This is a genomic window from Bradyrhizobium sp. 199 (assembly GCF_023073355.1).
In the GTDB taxonomy this organism is placed as follows: domain Bacteria; phylum Pseudomonadota; class Alphaproteobacteria; order Rhizobiales; family Xanthobacteraceae; genus Bradyrhizobium.
This window is the reverse complement of record NZ_JADPJI010000005.1, coordinates 620,755-637,120: the sequence shown is the minus strand read 5'-3', so window position 1 is coordinate 637,120 and position 16,366 is coordinate 620,755. Positions and strand designations below refer to the sequence as shown.

The 16,366-nt window shown below is 65.1% G+C and carries 17 protein-coding genes; 9 read left to right on the top strand and 8 right to left on the bottom strand.

Annotation, left to right across the window (positions count from 1 at the left end; genetic code table 11):
* Positions 1-340 precede the first annotated feature (340 nt).
* Positions 341-1,414: a hypothetical protein gene (locus tag IVB28_RS11390; protein WP_247526252.1), complete on the bottom strand. Its 1,074-nt coding sequence runs from the start codon at positions 1,412-1,414 to the stop codon at positions 341-343.
* Positions 1,415-1,648: 234 nt separating this feature from the next.
* On the opposite strand from IVB28_RS11390, the gene IVB28_RS11385 reads away from it, so the two are divergent.
* Positions 1,649-2,701 carry a patatin-like phospholipase family protein gene (locus IVB28_RS11385; RefSeq protein WP_247526250.1) on the top strand — a complete coding sequence of 351 codons (1,053 nt, stop codon included), beginning with the start codon at positions 1,649-1,651 and terminating at the stop codon, positions 2,699-2,701.
* A gap of 19 nt (positions 2,702-2,720) precedes the next feature.
* Here IVB28_RS11385 and IVB28_RS11380 read toward each other — a convergent pair whose 3' ends face one another.
* Both IVB28_RS11380 and IVB28_RS11375 read right to left on the bottom strand, forming a co-directional pair.
* Complete coding sequence (locus tag IVB28_RS11380) at positions 2,721-3,149, bottom strand: CBS domain-containing protein (RefSeq protein WP_247526248.1); 429 nt, start codon at positions 3,147-3,149, stop codon at positions 2,721-2,723.
* Between the two features lie 190 nt (positions 3,150-3,339).
* Positions 3,340-4,173 carry a rhomboid family intramembrane serine protease gene (locus IVB28_RS11375; protein ID WP_247526246.1) on the bottom strand — a complete coding sequence of 278 codons (834 nt, stop codon included), beginning with the start codon at positions 4,171-4,173 and terminating at the stop codon, positions 3,340-3,342.
* Positions 4,174-4,627: 454 nt separating this feature from the next.
* Between IVB28_RS11375 and IVB28_RS11370 the strand changes: the two genes are divergently transcribed.
* The 4 genes from IVB28_RS11370 to IVB28_RS11355 all read left to right on the top strand — a co-directional run bounded on the left by IVB28_RS11370 (position 4,628) and on the right by IVB28_RS11355 (position 7,546).
* Positions 4,628-5,182, top strand: coding sequence for a PAS domain-containing protein (locus IVB28_RS11370; protein WP_247526244.1), 555 nt, complete (start codon positions 4,628-4,630; stop codon positions 5,180-5,182).
* 159 nt (positions 5,183-5,341) lie between these two features.
* Positions 5,342-6,475 carry a DJ-1/PfpI family protein gene (locus IVB28_RS11365; protein WP_247526242.1) on the top strand — a complete coding sequence of 378 codons (1,134 nt, stop codon included), beginning with the start codon at positions 5,342-5,344 and terminating at the stop codon, positions 6,473-6,475.
* Positions 6,476-6,610: 135 nt separating this feature from the next.
* Positions 6,611-7,117, top strand: a complete 507-nt coding sequence (locus IVB28_RS11360) for a GNAT family N-acetyltransferase (RefSeq protein WP_247526233.1) — start codon at positions 6,611-6,613, stop codon at positions 7,115-7,117.
* Between the two features lie 126 nt (positions 7,118-7,243).
* The gene (locus IVB28_RS11355) at positions 7,244-7,546 is read left to right on the top strand and encodes a hypothetical protein (RefSeq protein WP_247526231.1); all 303 of its coding nucleotides are present in this window, start codon (positions 7,244-7,246) and stop codon (positions 7,544-7,546) included.
* 78 nt (positions 7,547-7,624) lie between these two features.
* Here IVB28_RS11355 and IVB28_RS11350 read toward each other — a convergent pair whose 3' ends face one another.
* Positions 7,625-9,565, bottom strand: coding sequence for a DEAD/DEAH box helicase (locus tag IVB28_RS11350; protein WP_247526229.1), 1,941 nt, complete (start codon positions 9,563-9,565; stop codon positions 7,625-7,627).
* A gap of 280 nt (positions 9,566-9,845) precedes the next feature.
* Here IVB28_RS11350 and IVB28_RS11345 point away from each other — a divergent pair, with 280 nt between their 5' ends.
* Positions 9,846-10,199 carry a cupin domain-containing protein gene (locus IVB28_RS11345; protein ID WP_247526227.1) on the top strand — a complete coding sequence of 118 codons (354 nt, stop codon included), beginning with the start codon at positions 9,846-9,848 and terminating at the stop codon, positions 10,197-10,199.
* Positions 10,200-10,246: 47 nt separating this feature from the next.
* Here IVB28_RS11345 and IVB28_RS11340 read toward each other — a convergent pair whose 3' ends face one another.
* From IVB28_RS11340 to IVB28_RS11325, 4 genes are all read right to left on the bottom strand, one after another.
* On the bottom strand, positions 10,247-10,759 hold the full coding sequence (locus IVB28_RS11340; protein ID WP_247526225.1) for a hypothetical protein: 513 nt from the start codon (positions 10,757-10,759) through the stop codon (positions 10,247-10,249).
* Between the two features lie 100 nt (positions 10,760-10,859).
* A complete protein-coding gene (locus tag IVB28_RS11335; RefSeq protein WP_247528513.1) occupies positions 10,860-11,276 on the bottom strand; it encodes a VOC family protein in 417 nt (138 codons plus the stop codon).
* A gap of 108 nt (positions 11,277-11,384) precedes the next feature.
* On the bottom strand, positions 11,385-11,867 hold the full coding sequence (locus IVB28_RS11330) for a DUF5680 domain-containing protein (protein ID WP_247526224.1): 483 nt from the start codon (positions 11,865-11,867) through the stop codon (positions 11,385-11,387).
* A 3-nt stretch (positions 11,868-11,870) separates the two neighbouring features.
* Positions 11,871-13,022 (bottom strand): zinc-binding dehydrogenase, encoded by a 1,152-nt coding sequence (locus tag IVB28_RS11325; protein WP_247526222.1) that lies wholly within the window; start codon positions 13,020-13,022, stop codon positions 11,871-11,873.
* Positions 13,023-13,233: 211 nt separating this feature from the next.
* Between IVB28_RS11325 and IVB28_RS11320 the strand changes: the two genes are divergently transcribed.
* The 3 genes from IVB28_RS11320 to IVB28_RS11310 all read left to right on the top strand — a co-directional run bounded on the left by IVB28_RS11320 (position 13,234) and on the right by IVB28_RS11310 (position 16,307).
* Complete coding sequence (locus IVB28_RS11320) at positions 13,234-13,713, top strand: GNAT family N-acetyltransferase (RefSeq protein WP_247526217.1); 480 nt, start codon at positions 13,234-13,236, stop codon at positions 13,711-13,713.
* A gap of 127 nt (positions 13,714-13,840) precedes the next feature.
* Positions 13,841-15,088: an MFS transporter gene (locus IVB28_RS11315; protein ID WP_256466986.1), complete on the top strand. Its 1,248-nt coding sequence runs from the start codon at positions 13,841-13,843 to the stop codon at positions 15,086-15,088.
* A gap of 52 nt (positions 15,089-15,140) precedes the next feature.
* Positions 15,141-16,307, top strand: a complete 1,167-nt coding sequence (locus IVB28_RS11310; protein WP_247526215.1) for an MFS transporter — start codon at positions 15,141-15,143, stop codon at positions 16,305-16,307.
* Positions 16,308-16,366 lie beyond the last annotated feature (59 nt).

Genomic DNA, 16,366 nt, shown 5'->3' with positions numbered 1-16,366 from the left:
GCCTCCTCCGTTAGAGGGATGCCCGACATATAACGTAGCAGGATGGAAAGAGAATAAAATTGATTATCGGAAATACGCATCTTGTACCCGCCTGTGGCCAAGTCCCGATGGCCTGGAATAAGCCGTCGCCAGCGGTGTCGTCTTCGACCCCCAGAGACCGCTTGGTAGTGCTGAACAAAGCATTGAAAGCTGATCGCGAGGAGGCGGAGAACGGTTGCCTCACACCCGCATTCATGGTGGCGGCAGCGGTAACAGGGGATGCACATTCGTGCGCCAGACAAGAACTGTTGTGCGGGCGCGAAGTCTGGCGCGTTGCCGCAGCCGATACTGACGCCCGTGTCTACCGCGCGACGACCTCGACCTCGCCGTCGACGCCGTTGACGACGTTGAAGCCGCGCTCGTAGACCTTGCCCTCGTTCTTGGCGATGGCGCGGTATTCGCCTTCGGAGAGTACTACGCGCGGAAAGGCGCCGATCGATTCCTTGATGACGTCGCCGCCCGGGGTCAGCACCGACCAGGCGGTGTTGGCGAGCGCCTCGCCGCCCCTGTCGCTGACCAGCTTGAGCGTGATCACGGCAGCGCGGTGGGTGACGGTGACATCGGTGAGCTTGCCGATCTGGACGCGGATGTCCGAGCGCACCACCGAGTTGGCGTCGCCATAGTTGGAGATGATGTAGTAGGTGCCCTCCGGCAGCAGCACGACGTCGCCGGCGGCGACGTTCGGCACCAGCGAGGCACGCTCGCCGGATTCGAACTGGCTGCCCTTGTAGATCGCGAACGAGATCTGGTTCTGCGGAATACGGCTGGTGCCGACCCGGCCCTCGATGCGCAGGCCGCCGGCCGGCAGCACGAAGGACTCGCGGTCGGTCTCGGCCTTGAGGCTGATCGTGCGCACCGCGCTGACGAGGCCGAAGGCGACGTGCACGACGTAATTGCCGGGCGAGAGCACGATGTTGGGCGTGGCGTTGCGGTCCTCGCGGATCAGCTTGAAAGTGCCGTTCTCATCGGGACGGTCCGCAAACACGCGCCAGACCAGGCCGCTGGTGATGGGGGCTGAGTCCTTGCCGTATTTCGCGGTCAGCGACAGCACGCCCTGTCCGGGCGCGGCCGCATTGAGCGGGGCGGCCGGCGGCACGGTCGTGACGGCAGGCGGCGGCATGCTGGGCGTGGTCGGCTGCATCAGGGTCGGCGGCAGGCTCGGAGGACCGGCGCCAGGCCCGGAGGGAGGCGCCAGATTGATGGCCCCGCCGGGGTCGGGCACCGAAGCCGGCGGCACCGGCGGCGGACGGTCGGAGAAAAGCTGCGCCTGCGCAGTGTCTTGGCCTGAGGTAACGAGGCACACGGCAAAGATCAGCGCCGGCAGCAGCCTGCCGCTGCGCCGCCGTCCGATGATGCCGTCACCCCCGCGTGTCATGCCTCCTGGTTTTCACTGAAACGCGGCAAATTCAAGCCTCGGAACCCCCGAGAAATACGGTTCTGAGGAACCCGATTGACGCCTGCGTGATCGGGCTGCCGCCGACCAGTCCTCGCCACACTGCTGCCCCCTGCTTCCCCGAACGGTATAAACCATGCTTCACCCTGGTTATGGCGGAGCAGAAATACGGCGCCTACTCTGGAGTGAGGGCTGGCCCCAGTGGGAGAGTTTTCGGTGCTGGATATTTTGAAGGGTCGGGGCGCGAACGGCTCCAATGGCGAAACAGCCAGTGAAAAGGTCGGCGAAAAAGTCGGCTTGGGCAGCATCCGCCGGCCAGTGATTGGGCTTGCCCTTGGTGGCGGTGCGGCGCGCGGCTTTGCCCATATCGGGATTCTCAGGACACTGCTTGCCAACGGGATTGTGCCCGACGTCGTGGTCGGCACCTCCATTGGCGCCGTGGTCGGGGGCCTCCATGCGGCCGGTCGGCTCGAAACGCTCGAGGAGTGGGGGCGAAGCCTGCAAGGCATGCGCAACATCCTCAGCTATCTCGATATCCGCCTCAACGGCTCCGGCCTGCTCGGCGGTGAGAAGCTCGCAACCCGGCTCGAGGACGCGGTCGGGCAGACCTTAATAGAGGATCTCCCCGTCAAGTTCGCGAGCGTGGCGACCGAGGTCCGCACCGGCCACGAGATCTGGCTGACGCGCGGCCGTGTGGTCGATGCGATGCGCGCGTCCTATGCCCTGCCCGGCATCTTCGCGCCGGTGCTGATCGGTGACCGCTGGTTGGTGGACGGTGCGCTGGTGAATCCCGTGCCGGTCTCCGCCGCTCGCGCACTCGGCGCCGAAATCGTCATCGCGGCGAATCTCTCCAGCGACATCTTCACCCATTCCACCACGATCTATTCGCATGGCGCACCGCCCACCCGGGTCGCGCCGGAGGCGGAAGAGCCTGCGGCCAAGCGGCGCTTCCCACGGCTGTTCTCGCCCGAGAAGACCATGAAGCGCGAATTCTTCGGCGGCGCCGGCCGGCCCGGCATCTCCTCGGTGATGGTCGACGCCTTCAACATCATGCAGGACCGCATCACGCGCGCGCGCCTCGCCGGCGACCCGCCGGACCTTCTGATCACGCCGCGCGTCGGCCAGTTCGGCTGGTTCGACTTCCATCGTTCCGAGGACCTGATCGCCCACGGCACGCGCGCCGCCGAGCGCGCGCTGGAATCGATCCAGGAGGCGATCGACGTGCTCGCGCCGGCGCCCGCAGGCAGCGCGCCCAAAGCGGACGAGTGAGGCGGATGCCTGAGGTCCGTCAGGCCGTCTTGATGTAGTCGCGCAGAGCTTCCTGCTCGGACTCGTATTCCTGGACCCGGCGCTTGACGATGTCGCCGATCGAGATGAGGCCGACCACCGTGCCGTTGTCGATCACGGGCAGATGGCGGAACTTGCCTGACGTCATCATCTCCATCAGCTCGGCGACCGTGTCTGTCTCCTTGCAGGTCACGACCTTGCGGGTCATGACCTGAGCGACCGGCTCCTCCAGCACGCCGGCGCCGCGCTCGCCCAGCACGCGCACGATGTCGCGCTCCGACAGGATGCCTTCGAGCCGGCTCTGGTTCATCACCAGCACCGCGCCGATCTTCTTCTCAGCGAGCAGCTTGACCGCGGCAGCCAGCTTCGCGTCAGGCTCGACGCTCATGATCTGGTGCCCCTTGGTGTTGAGAATGGAACGTACCGTCATTGTTGCCTCCCTGAATCGGACCCGTCCGCCTCTTGGCGGTCCGGACTTGTTCTTCGAGTCTTCAACTAACAGTTTCAGCGCGGGTTTCACGCTCGCGCGCTTGTCTAAGCGTTGCCTCTATGGGCTTGTCGCTTCGGAACATTCTTCCCGCAAATGATGGATGAATTCGGGCCGCACCGCAAGCGCCGCTTCAAATACGGTCTGAAACGTCCTGTGATGACGCATCCGCAGCATCGCCTCGCACGCGCCGCACGGGATCGAACAGGGTGAACAGCAACAGGCCGGCAAAGAAGCCGCCGATATGCGCCTGCCAGGCGACGCTCGTGGTTTCGGAATCGATGCCGATCGCCCCCACACCGAAGATGATGTTGACGCCGAACCACACCGCCAGGAAGCCGACCACCCGCCCGTCGCGCAGCGCGCGCGACAGCGGCAATGCCGGAACCTTTGCCGCGGTATCGGCGTCCGAACGGTTGAACGACAGGAAGCTGCCGCGGACGAAGGCGAACCGGATCGCGGCTGCCATCGCGCCGGACACCGAGGCCGAGGCGCCGATCATTGGCGCCACCGCATGCTCATGGGTGACGAGATGGGCGAGCGCGCCGGCCGCCGCCGTCACCGCGAGAAACAGGTAGAACCTGACCGCACCAAAGCGCCTTGCCAGCGCGCTACCGAACGGCAGCAGCCACAGCACGTTGAAGCCGAGATGGGTCAGATTGGCGTGCAGCAGCGAGTAGGTGACGAAAGTCCACACCTTCGCCCCGGCACCGCCGGGGATCTGCAGATTGAGCAGCGAGGAATCATAGCGCTTCGGGATGAAGCCGAAGACGTCGATGGTCCAGTTCTCGATTGCGGGCGGCAGCAGCACCCGCAGATGGATCACCGCCAGCAGGACGATATAGGCGGTCAGCGCCGTGGGCAGCGTCAGGACCGGCTCGCGCGGAGCCTCCTCGACGACCGCCGGCACCTCCGCTTGAGGATTTTGCTGAGGGCCTTGCGGCGGAGAATTTTGCGGGGAATCCAAGGCAGCTTCGCTTTCAGCCCGACCGGGGCAACAAGCTTGCAGATAGTCGCCTTTGCCAGCGTTGCGCAAGTGCACAAAAGGAAAAGGCAGGGCCCTGGGAAAGCCCTGCCTGTCCGTGTCGGCCTTTCCGGTACCGGAGGAATGAAGGTGTATCCCCACCCCTCCCCGGCCCGTGGCCAAACTGTTTGACGCCCTGTGTACAGACCCCGCCGAGAACCTGGAGCAAACCGGCGAGGCTTGCGACTGCGGCCACCATAGCAGCGGAGTGCGAGGCGCAAAGCGCGTAGTTAATTTAACGTTAACGACGCAAAGGCGGCCTTAACGAGCGCGAAAACGCCCTCTCGGCATGGACGCTGCAAATCCCCTCCTGCACAACAACACAAGGGATCGCGGGTGCACTGAAGCGGGACAGGTCTGTCCCTTCGCGGTTGCACCCCGGGGTAAGCGTTCAGTCATGAAACATCCGTCGAGCCGCGCGTTCTTCGCGTATTGGGACAAGAAGCGCGGCGCTGCACGGGCCCCTGACAGGGCCGACATCGATCCGGCCGCGGTCCGCGGCCTGCTCGGCGACATCTTCGTGCTCTCCTGCGAGCCGAACCTCGGCTTCCCGTTCCGTGTCGCCGGCACGCGGGTCTGCGCGCTGGCGGGACGTGACCTCAAGGACCAGAGCTTTGCGGCGCTGTTCGACGATTCGAGCCGCAGCGAGATCGACGAGATCACAACCATCGTCGCCGACGAAGTGTTAGGTGCGATCGCCGGCGTCACCGCCGCGCGCGAGGACGGCAGCAAGGCCCATCTCGAGCTGTTGCTGCTGCCGTTCAACGCCCGCCCGCACACGCCCGTGAGCGTGACGGGCGTACTTGCGCCGTTCGACGACGAATGCGGCGCGCTGTCAGCCTTCACCCTCAGCTCCTGGCGCTATCTGCACCAGCCGGAGAAACTCCTGCCGCGCGCGATCCGCAAACTGCAGATCGCTCGCGGGCTGATGGTGTATGAGGGACTGAGATAGTCTCCGTCCGGCGCGCGGCATCGCGCAAGAGAACGCGCCGCGCGACACATCCACGCGCGTGCCGATGTCCGTTTTTGCCGGATCTGCGTCATTCCTGATGTCGTTGCCAAGAGTTAGCTTCCACCTCGCGTGAAGCAACGAGGATCGGGTGACATCATCATGACATGGCGCATTCTGGCGTGGAGCGGCGTCGGCTGCGTGGCATTGCTGGCCGCAATCGGCGGAACCTGGCTGTTCCTGCTGCCGGGCTCGCCGGCTCGGGGAACCGCGCCTGCGATATCCAAAGACGAGACGGAGGCAACGCTCGCGGCACTGAAGCCGCCAAAACGCAAACGTCCCCTGATCGCCATCGTCGGCATCAATGACATGAGCGAGACGACCGACTATCTGATGCCATACGGCATCCTCGCGCGCGCCGACGTCGCCGACGTCCTCACATTGGCAACGCAGCCTGGACCCGTCACGCTTTATCCCGCGCTGAAAGTGCAGCCGCACGCGACCATCGCCGAGTTCGATGCCGCGCATCCTGAAGGCGCCGACTACGTCATCGTGCCCGCGATGAGCCGCGAAGACGATGCGGCGGCCTTGCAGTGGATCAAGAGCCAGGCCTGCAAGGGCGCGATTGTCATCGGCATCTGTGTCGGCGCCAAGGTCGTTGCCAACACCGGGCTGCTCGACGGCCGGCAGGCCACCACGCACTGGTATTCCGTGCGCGATCTGCAAAAGCATTCCACGATCCGCTATGTCGCGGACCGCAGGCTGGTGATCGACCGCGGCGTGGCGACGACGACCGGCATCACCGCATCCATGCCGATGGCCCTGACCCTGGTCGAGGCCATCGCCGGCCGCGCCAAGGCCGAGGCGGTCGCCCGCGAGATCGGTCTTGCGCATTGGGATGCGCGCCATCGCAGCGAGGCGTTCCAGTTCACACGCCCCTTCGCGCTGACGGCAATCGGCAACACGCTCGCATTCTGGAACCGCGAGCAACTCGGAATCGCGCTGACGCCTGGTATCGACGAGGTCTCGCTCGCGCTGATCGCCGACGCGTGGTCGCGCACCTACCGCTCGCGCGCCCTCACCTTCGCGGCCACCGCAGAGCCGCAGACTAGCCGCAGCGGTCTTCGCATCCTGCCGGACAAGGTTGCGGCCGATTGGCCCGCAAAGCTGACCCAGCCGGCCGCAATCGACCTGCCGCCGGCGCGAGCTCTGGACCAGACGTTGCGTGCCATCGACGTGCGCTACGGACCGCGCACCGCCGACTTCGTCGCGATGCAGCTCGAATATCCGAGATAAAGGCGGAACGCCGTTACGGTATCGCCAGATGCCAGGCGCGACCCGGCATTCCTGAGACGCCGGCAAAGATATTTTTCGCTGCAAGCGCTGGCGCAGCAGAATACACTGGCCGACCGAGACGGAAGACGAAGAGACATGAGCAAGCCGCATTGGCGTCCCGCGCGAGCATCCGACCTGCCCGCGATCAACGCCATCGCGGCGCGGATACATCCTGATCTTCCTGAACGGCCCGAAGTGTTCGCCGAGAAGATGTGGCTCTATCCCGAAGCATGCCGCGTGCTCGTTGCCGACGATGCGATCGCCGGCTACGGTTTTTCGTATCCCTGGAAGCAGCACCGGATTCCGCCGCTCGACGGTTTCCTCGCGCGATTGCCTGACGATGCGGATTGCCTCTATGTCCACGACGTCGCCGTGTTGCCGGATTTTCGCGGCGGCGTTCTGCGCGCTTATATCGCCGGTATCGAGCAGCTGGCGCGTGCATCGGGCATCGCAACGCTCGCATTGGTCTCGGTCTACGCGACGCGGCCGCTGTGGGAGCGCATCGGCTTTCGGCCGATCGCGGCGGACGCGGAACTGCGCGCAAAGCTCGCATCCTATGGCGAAGGCGCGACATACATGCTGCGCGACCTTACCGCGGCGTAACGTCCCTCCACGGCAAGCCGGCTCACGCGGGCGTGAAGCGGCGCCGTCGAACCGGGTCAGGTCAGGCTCCGTCGAAGGTGTGTGCGAGCCGTTCCGGTCTCGCCAAACCGAGGCTGGAGACTATCCATGAAGCTCACATTGTCGAAAGTCGCCTTGATTGCATGCGTCGCGACGAGCGCGTTCGCCGCGTCCAGCGCCAACGCGGCGCAACACCGAACCTACGGCTGCGAATTCGGGTTCTTCGAAGGCTGCGGCAGCGTCGTGGAGACGCAGAACCCGGGGCGCTCACGCCACGTCGTTCGCCTCAGCCACGATACCTCGCCAACCTATATGAAGCAGACTGACCCGCGCTACAGCTCGTCGATCCGCGACGCCGGCGGTGGCGGGGGCGGTGGTGGCGGCGGAGGTGGTGGTGGCGGTGGCCGCTGAACTCACACCTGACCTTTCAGATGGTGCCGCCGGTGCAATCCGGCGGCATCAGTGCTGTCAGCCCTGCACGGCAGAAGCTCAACCGCGATGCTTCTTCTTGGCCTTCTTTGCCGGTGCGCCCTTCACGGTCCAGGGGGTGACCGATGATGGCTCTGCGTGGCCCGGCCGATGCTTCTTTTTCTTTCCGAAGGAAGGAGCCTCGTCGAATTTCGGCGCGCGCTCGCCATGGGGCTTGCTGCGCGATTTGAATCCGCTTGTCTCGCGTGGACGTTCGTCGCGCCGTTCACGATGCTCGCCGGCCTCGCGCCGGGGCGCATGGGACCGTTCTTCCGAACGCTCCTGTCGCTGCGGCGCGTCCGCCATCGGCTCAAGGCGGATATTGTCTTCCTTGTCCGGACGCTTGATCTTGGTGGCGAAGGAGTCCGCGACCCGCGCAGAGATTTCGAACTCGGTGGTGGTGTCCATGATCTTGATCGCGCCGATGTCGCCCTTGTCGATGCCGCCGCGACGGCAGATCATCGGCAGGAGCCAGCGCGCTTCGGCGTTCTTCTTTCGTCCGATGTTGGCCCGGAACCAGACGCTACCGTCCGCCATGCCGTGTTTCGACGACGATTTTCCCGATTTGGGCCGAGGCCTTTCAGGACGATCATCGCCCCCCCTGTCCTGGAACTTGTCCCGCCCGCGATCGTCACGCGGCCGGCTGGTTCGCTCGCCGGGGTCGATGATGTCCTCGGGCGACGGCAGCCGCGCGCGGTAAAGCCGCGCCAGTGCGGCGGCGATATCCTCGGCCGATCGCTCGGCCAGGAGTGCCTGGGCCAGAGCCAGATCGTCGGCGGTCGTCTCCTCGGTGAACAACACGTCCTTCATGCGATCGTGATCGAGCTTGCGGATTTCCTCGGCCTGTGGCGCCGTGCCCCAGACCGCGTCGGTTCCCGAGAGATTGAGCAGCAGCTCCGCACGCCGTCGGCGTGCCGGCACCACCAGCAGAACGCTCGTCCCCTTGCGGCCCGCGCGCCCCGTTCGGCCCGAGCGATGCTGCATCACCTCGGCGTCGTTGGGCAGGTCGGCATGAATGACGAGGTCGAGGCTCGGCAGGTCGATGCCGCGGGCGGCGACGTCCGTCGCGACGCAGACGCGGGCGCGTCCGTCACGCAGCGACTGCAGCGCCATGGTACGCTCGTTCTGCGTCAATTCGCCTGAGAGCGCGACCACGGAGAAGCCGCGCTCCAGCAGCGCCGCTTGCAAATGCCTGACGTGATCGCGTGTGCTGCAGAACACGAGAGCACTCGGTGCCTCGTAGAAGCGCAGCACGTTGACGACCGCGTGCTCGACGTCACCGGGCGCGACCCGGATAGCGCGATACTCGATGTCGGCGTGACCGCCCTCGTCGCCGGCGACCTCGATCCGGAACGCCTGCTGCTGGTATTGCTTGGCCAACGCGACGATGCCGCGCGGGAACGTCGCCGAGAACATCAGGGTGCGGCGCGTCTCCGGCGTTGTCTTGAGGATGAATTCCATGTCCTCGCGAAAGCCGAGATTGAGCATCTCGTCGGCCTCGTCGAGGACGACCGCTTTCAATTCCGAGATGTCGAGACGGCCGCGCCGCAGATGGTCGCAGAGCCGGCCGGGCGTGCCGACCACGATATGGGCGCCGGCCGCCAGCTCGCGCTGCTCGCCGCGCGGATCCATGCCGCCGACGCAGGAGACCACGCGCCCGCCCGCACGCCCGTAGAGCCATGCGAGTTCGCGCTGGACCTGCATGGCGAGCTCGCGGGTCGGTGCCACGATGAGGGCGAGCGGTGCGCCCGCCCGCTCGAACCGCTCGGCATCCCCGAGCAGGTCCTTGGCCATGGCAAGGCCATAAGCGAGTGTCTTGCCGGAGCCGGTCCGCGCCGAAACCAGGAGGTCGCGATCGCTAGCCTCGTCCGCGAGCACGGCGAGCTGAACGGGGGTCGGTGAATCATAGTTCCGCTCGGCCAAAGCTTGGGCGAGCGGCGGGGTCAGGGCCGGAAAAGACACGGGATGGAAAACCTTGGTTAATTCAGGCGCGCAAACGGTGAACCGGCGGGCCTGAGCTCGTGGGGGGCAAACGGCCCGGCCGCACGCTGGATTTGATCTGGCCGCTCTTTACGCCAAACGCTCGGAAATCACCATGCCTATGATGCATGGCTTCGCAAAAAGAGCCGCGCCTAAAGGTTGCAGCTGGCTTTGCGCCACTTCGGACAGGTTAACGGATAGGGTCTTGTCGCCTCGGCCATCCCTTCCCAGATTGTGCCTCACGAGGAGCAAAGGGGGACACATGGCCGACAGCATATCGCTCGCCGACAAGCTCGCGACTTTTCACGACCATTGGTCGCCGCGGACGGTCACGACCTTCAATGATTGCGACGTGATGGTGGTGAAGGTGATGGGCGAATTCACCTGGCACAAACACGACGACACCGACGATTTCTTTCTCGTCCTGAAAGGCCGTCTGGACATCGAGTTGCGAGACCGCACCGTGACGCTCGGTCCGGGCGAGCTCTACGTCGTGCCCAAAGGGGTCGAGCATCGCCCGGTGGCACGCGAGGAGGTTCACCTGATGCTGATCGAACCGACCGGCACTCCGAACACGGGCGACAAGGCGACTGCCGCGGCGCGCAAGCTCGTGTAGGAGGCGTATCGCCGGGCGATGCGAGAACAATTCGCGCAGCCGCTCCTTTAATCCCGAGACGTCGCCAGTCTGCTGAAGCTGCTGACCAGCCTTGCTCTTGCCCGCGCAACACTGTCCCTCACCGCGCGGCTCACGACACGGATAGCGCGCCAGGCTTCGGTTGCTTGTATCCACGCCCTCACCTCCGCGAACTTCCCGTACGCCCAGGCGAAAGCCGGAATCCTCATCAGCTTGTCACGCGTGAGGTGGAACAGGCGTTCGACCAGCACCAGCTTGAGCAGTTCGCCGACGATGAAAGTCACAGCACCGCTGACAACCTGGCCAGTTGCGGCGAGGTACGCCGCCACCGGCTTGACCGGCTCCAGAATGATCACGGGCACGGAAAACAGGGCGAGCGACGCATAAGGCGGCAGCGACCTGATCCAGGTTCGGAGTCGCTCCAATACTAGATGTCGCTCCATCCAGCGCGAAATCGGCTTGGCCACGGCCATGAAGACCGCATCCACCAGGAAGTAGATCGCAGCGAGGATGTAAGTGAGTGGTTTCAGGATTCGCTTCACGGCACCTCTCCCGCAAAGTCAAAGCGGGAGCTTGGGCCTAAGTTTCACCTCGGCGTGAATAGTTCGGGGAAATCAGATGGAACTTTTTGGGCATCGCTCGTCAGATCTCCGCATAGATCTCCAGCAGATTGCCGTCGGGATCGCGGAAGAACAGGGTGCGATGGCCGAAGGTTTGGTTCGTCGGCGGCGATAGCAGCGCAACCCCTTGCCGCACGAGTTCGTCGGCGCACGCATCGACTTCGGCCGCGGAAACCTTGAAGGCCAGTTGGAGCGAGGCACTGCCCGCCGGCATCGGCGCATCAGCAGCAGTGCGGTGCGGCCGTGCCAACGCCAGCGTGTTGGGGCCGATGCCGAACTCGATCCAGTTCGGCGAAAGCTCACGTAGCAGGGATAAGGCGAGAACGTCCTCATAGAACCGGCGCATCTCGGCCATATCGCGCACGAAGATGACGGTGTAGTCGATCGCGCGGATGCCGTGGAAGGGGGAGCGAGCGCGCAGGGCTTGTTCGGTTGTCATGATGGCCTTCTTCCACACTCCGGCTCGTAGCCCGCGTGAAGCGAAACTGAATGCGGGACCGGCGGCCCCGGATTACGCTTCGCTCCATCCGGGCTACAAGGGTGGAGACTAACGCAGCAGCCCGCCACCATAGCGCAGCTCGTAGAGCTTGGCACCATCAAGCCGCGCAATCGTCTCGACGCCATGGAAACGATCGAGCGCGCCTTCGACTTCGTTCCGATAAATCATGTCCGCCTGCGCGAACAGAGGCGGTCCCCGGTAGGGCTGCTCGACCCGTACGCCGAGCAGCGCCTGGCGCAGGAATTGGTAGATCGCGAGGAAGGTCTGCCGATCCCTGATCTCCGCGCGGACGCCGCCGCTGTAGCTCATCGACCAGATCACACGTTCGTCTCGCGACACGGTCTCCTGTCCGACGAAAAATCCCATCCCGAAATAGATATCGCGATAGATATAAGGCGGCGCGCGATGCTCGAGCTGTTTGGAGCCAGCGAGCAACGGCGAAGTCATGGTCGCATCGTCATCGCGGCCGGCATAGGTGCGCAGCTTGGCCTCGACCAGGAACGCCGCGAGATCGTGCGGGATCGCTGGCATCTTCTACTCCACCAATTCCGGCCATGGCACGATGGTCGACTTCACCGTCTTCATCGCCATCGCGTCCCGCACCGCCTGCGCGACGCCCTCTTCCGTGAACGGATAGATCGTCTGCATCTTCAGCCAGGGATATTTGTTCGCCGTCCGATAAAGCATGTCGACGCCGAGCGGCAGGTCGTTGCCGGTAAAGCCCCAGGATCCGAGCACGTTGAGATCCTTGGTGCAGATGCGGTGCCAGGAGGTGTCGATCGAGCCGGCATCGGTGAACTGGCCCATCTCGACATAGGTGCCGCCGTCGCGCAGCATCTCGATGCCCTCCGGGCCTGCCGTGGGATGGCCCGAGCAGTCCATCACGAGATCGGCACCGAAGCCGCCCACGATCTCGCGCACGCGCGCAATGCGCTCCTGCGGCGATTTGATCTCCTCGATGTTGACGGTCGCCTCCGCGCCGAACTCACGGGCGAGCTTGAGCCGCGGCTCCTCCGGCGCCCCGACGCAGATCACGCGCCCTGCCCCCATCTCCGTTGCGGCCGCGACCGCCAAAATGCCGATCGGACCCGAGCCCTGGATCACCACCGTATCACCCCAACTGAAACCGCCGGCGCGGCTGGCGCGGTTGAAGGCGCGGATGCAGGAGGTCAGCGGCTCGGACAGCGCCCCCAGTCGCAGCGACATGTCGTCGGGCAGCTTGTAGATCTTGGTGCCCGGCAGCATGTCGAGATCGACATAGACATATTCGGCCCAGCCGCCCCACATGTGCGGCGCCTTGTCGAAGCCGAGATAGCGGCCGTAATAGACCGGCGTCAGGCACTTGTTGGCGGTTTGCGGATAATGGATGCAGTAATAGCAATGGCCGCACGGCATCAGCGGCGGGATCATCACCTTCGAGCCGACCTTCAGCGGCTTGCTCATGAAGTCCTCGGTGAACTCCTCGCCGCATTCGACGATGATGCCGCCGAGTTCGTGACCGAGCGTGAACGGCCAGGGCAGCGGCTTCGGCCAATGACCTTTCAGGATGTGCAAGTCGGTGCCGCAGACACCGCAGGCGCCGACCTTGATCAGCGCGGCCTTGCGGCCGACCTTCGGCCACGGCACGGTGCGGATGACGGGCTCCGAGCCGGGACCAGCATGGGTGCAGACGCGAATCTCTAGCATGGCTGTTCCCCAATACCCGTCTGTTATGATCGATTGGTGCGGGCTGAGGCGAAGCGTATGTGAGATGCGCGCGCATGCCAAGCCGGCGGTCTCGTAGCCCGCATGAGGCGACTTGTCCGCCGTAGCTCAACGAGCGAAGGCGGAAGCGACATGCGGGAGCGACGGCCCCGGATAGCTGCGCTCATCCCGGCTACAAAGGAGGGCTGCGCCAATGCTGCGTGATTATCGTGCCGATGATGCCGAGGCGGTCGTGCGCGTCGCGCTGGCGGCGTTCGCGGAATTCGAGCAGCATTATTCCGACTGGCCCTTGTTCAGAACCCATGTCGCAAAAATGCCGGAGCTTGCCAGGACCGGCGAGATCATCGTGGCCGAGGATGGCGGGCGCATCGTCGGCGCGGTCGCCTATGTCGACCCGCAAGCACCGAAGGCTGCCTTCTTCGATCCGGCCTGGCCGGTCATCCGCATGCTCGTGGTCGATCCCCTCGCGCGCGGCCAAAGCATCGGCCGGCAACTGACCGAAGAGTGCCTTCGCCGGGCCGAGCGTGACCAGTCTGGCGTCATCGCCCTGCATACGACGCCGATCATGACGGTCGCGCTGCCGATGTATCTGCGGATGGGATTTGCCAGGGTTGGCGACGCGCCGGACATTTTGGGCGTGCCGTATGCGGTGTACGTGAAGTCGCTGGCGTAGAGCTGCACTCGTAGTCGACCACGACGGCCGCCGCAGCATTGCATGGCTGATGTTCGAGCACACCCAAGTATCTTGAGCGCCGTCCGGCGAACGTGTAAGGCCGCAAGGGTCTCACCCAGGTGATCGCTTGAACCCCCTGCCCCAAAATCCCGTCGCTGCGTCCGGCTCGTTCGCGGCGATGAAGTCGGTGCCGTACCGGCTCCAGTTCATGGCTTATGTGCTGGCGATGATGGCCGACAACATCGAACATGTGATCAGCTATTGGGTGGTCTTCCAGAAATTCCATTCGCCGGCGCTGGCGGGCTTTGCGGTGCTGTCGCACTGGTTGCCGTTTCTGCTGTTCTCGGTCGCGGTTGGCGGGCTCGCCGACCGGTTCGATCCCCGCCGTATCATCCAGTGCGGCATGCTGCTGTTCATTGTGGCATCAAGCGGATGGGGCTTCTTCTTCATCACCGACACGATCCAGATGTGGCACGCGATGCTGCTGCTGGTGATCCATGGCTGCGCCGGCGTGTTGTGGCAGACGCCGAACCAGCTGCTGCTGTACGACCTCGTCGGCCCCGCCGACCTTCCAAGCGCGGTGCGGCTGAACGCGATGGCCCGCTATCTCGGCATCCTGGTTGGACCTGCCGTCGGGGGAATTATCATGCTGACGCTCGGCACCTCGCACGGCATCATCTTCAACACGCTATTCTATCTGCCGATGTTGCTGTGGCTGTTCTGGGCGCCGATGCGCGACAATAGCGCGGCGGTGCGACGCTTTGCCGTGCGCGGCCTTGCCGACATCGTGCTGACCATCCGCGCCATCGGAACCCAGCCGGTGCTGACCGCGATGACGTGGCTTGCCGGCCTCACCTCGTTCATGATCGGCAATGCCTACCACGCCCAGATGCCGGGCTATGCCGGCGATCTCGGCCATGGCGATCCCGGCGTCTCCTATAGCGTGCTGCTCGCGGCCGACGCCGCCGGCGCGCTGCTCGCCGGCATTGCGCTGGAATCCTGGGGACGCCTCAAGGGCACGCCGCGCACCGCGATCATGCTCGCGATGCTCTGGAGCGTGGCGCTGCTCGGCTTCGCCGTGGTGCCGATCTATCCGGTTGCAATCGCGCTCTTGTTCTGCGCGGGCTTCTTCGAGCTGTCGTTCAACACCATGGCGCAGGCTCTGGTGCAGCTGAATGCGCCGCACGACATCCGCGGCCGCGTCGTCGGACTCTATAATATGGCCGGGCTCGGGATGCGGGCCTTCAGCGGCATCACGGTTGGGCTATCAGGCGCGGCGATCGGCATCCACTGGTCGCTCGGGCTGTCGGCCGCGGTGCTGCTGGCGCTGTTGTGTCTGCTGTATCGGCGCGCGGCGAAGAAGACAGTCGGTTGACTCCGGCCTCTCTCCACCGCACGCTCGGCACAGGGCTCGGGGGAGATGAACGTTGCGCAATCGCTGGGGCATTCTTGCGATCCTGTTCGTCGTGCGCCTCACCATCGCCTTCCAATTCCAGAGCGTGGCCGCGGTCGCGCCGCTGCTGCAACAGACTTTTGGCGTCGGGCTGGCCGATATCGGCATCCTGATCGGGCTCTACTTCGCGCCAGGCGTCGTGCTGGCGCTGCCGGGCGGCGCGATCGGCCGAAGGCTTGGCGACAGGCCGACGACGATCGCCGCACTGTTGCTGATGACGGCGGGCAGCCTCGTAATGGCCACGACCGACGTCTGGGGCTGGCAGCTGGCGGGCCGGCTCGGCTCCGGCGCCGGCGGCGTGCTGCTGACGGTGCAGCTTACCAAGATGGGCACCGACTGGTTCGCGGGTAAGGAGATCGCAACCGCGATGGCGATCTTCGTCAACTCATGGCCGGCCGGCGTTGCGATCTCACTTCTGGTGCTGCCGGCGATCGGCACCGCCTACGGCGCAGGCGCGGTGTTTCTGGCGGCCGGCGCGCTGACGGCGATGGGCATCGTGCTGATCATGCTCTATCAGCCCCCGCCGGGAGCGACCGCCAGCGCGGTGGGCTCTGGCCGGCTCGATCCCCTGGCGCTGCTGGCGGTGATCGTCGCGGGTATGATCTGGGGTCTCTACAATGTCGGCTTCGCGATGATCTTCTCGTTCGGCCCGTCGCTGCTGGCCGAGCGCGGCTGGAGCATTGCGGCGGCGGGATCGGCGATCAGCCTTGTGATGTGGCTGTCGGTGATCTCGGTGCCGACGGGCGGCTATCTGGCCGATCGGTTCAAACGCCCGCTCGTGCTGGCGGGCGCGGCCAGCCTCATGGTGGCCGGACTGCTGGCGTGGCTGACCCGGTCCGACGCCGTGATCATGATCCTCGTCCTGATCGGCCTGATCGGCGGCCATCCGGCCGGCCCGATCATGAGCCTGGCCGCCCGCGTGCTCGCGCCGGAGACAAGGGCGATCGGGATGGGCGTGTTCTACACACTCTTCTATGCCACGATGATGCTGGGCCCGGCGGTGGCGGGCCGGCTTGCCAAATCGGTCGGAAGTGCAGCGGTCGCGCTCGACCTGGGCGCACTGACGGTGCTGGCCTGCCCGCCCTTGATGTGGCTTTTCGAGCGCATTGTGTCTGTCCGTGACCGCCGCGTCCAATCCTAACGCGGCATTAACCCTGTGGACCTTAGGGTCGTCCCGGACTCCGCCCGGGCGGGGGGTCG

Excerpts from the sequence above, each read along its gene's own strand:
- IVB28_RS11370 (WP_247526244.1), top strand. The coding sequence starts at position 4,628 with ATGAAACATCCGTCGAGCCGCGCGTTCTTCGCGTATTGGGACAAGAAG.
- IVB28_RS11380 (WP_247526248.1), bottom strand. The coding sequence starts at position 3,149 with ATGACGGTACGTTCCATTCTCAACACCAAGGGGCACCAGATCATGAGC.
- IVB28_RS11390 (WP_247526252.1), bottom strand. The coding sequence starts at position 1,414 with ATGACACGCGGGGGTGACGGCATCATCGGACGGCGGCGCAGCGGCAGG.
- IVB28_RS11320 (WP_247526217.1), top strand. The coding sequence starts at position 13,234 with ATGCTGCGTGATTATCGTGCCGATGATGCCGAGGCGGTCGTGCGCGTC.
- IVB28_RS11335 (WP_247528513.1), bottom strand. The coding sequence starts at position 11,276 with ATGACAACCGAACAAGCCCTGCGCGCTCGCTCCCCCTTCCACGGCATC.
- IVB28_RS11360 (WP_247526233.1), top strand. The coding sequence starts at position 6,611 with ATGAGCAAGCCGCATTGGCGTCCCGCGCGAGCATCCGACCTGCCCGCG.
- IVB28_RS11355 (WP_247526231.1), top strand. The coding sequence starts at position 7,244 with ATGAAGCTCACATTGTCGAAAGTCGCCTTGATTGCATGCGTCGCGACG.
- IVB28_RS11345 (WP_247526227.1), top strand. The coding sequence starts at position 9,846 with ATGGCCGACAGCATATCGCTCGCCGACAAGCTCGCGACTTTTCACGAC.
- IVB28_RS11365 (WP_247526242.1), top strand. The coding sequence starts at position 5,342 with ATGACATGGCGCATTCTGGCGTGGAGCGGCGTCGGCTGCGTGGCATTG.
- IVB28_RS11325 (WP_247526222.1), bottom strand. The coding sequence starts at position 13,022 with ATGCTAGAGATTCGCGTCTGCACCCATGCTGGTCCCGGCTCGGAGCCC.
- IVB28_RS11330 (WP_247526224.1), bottom strand. The coding sequence starts at position 11,867 with ATGCCAGCGATCCCGCACGATCTCGCGGCGTTCCTGGTCGAGGCCAAG.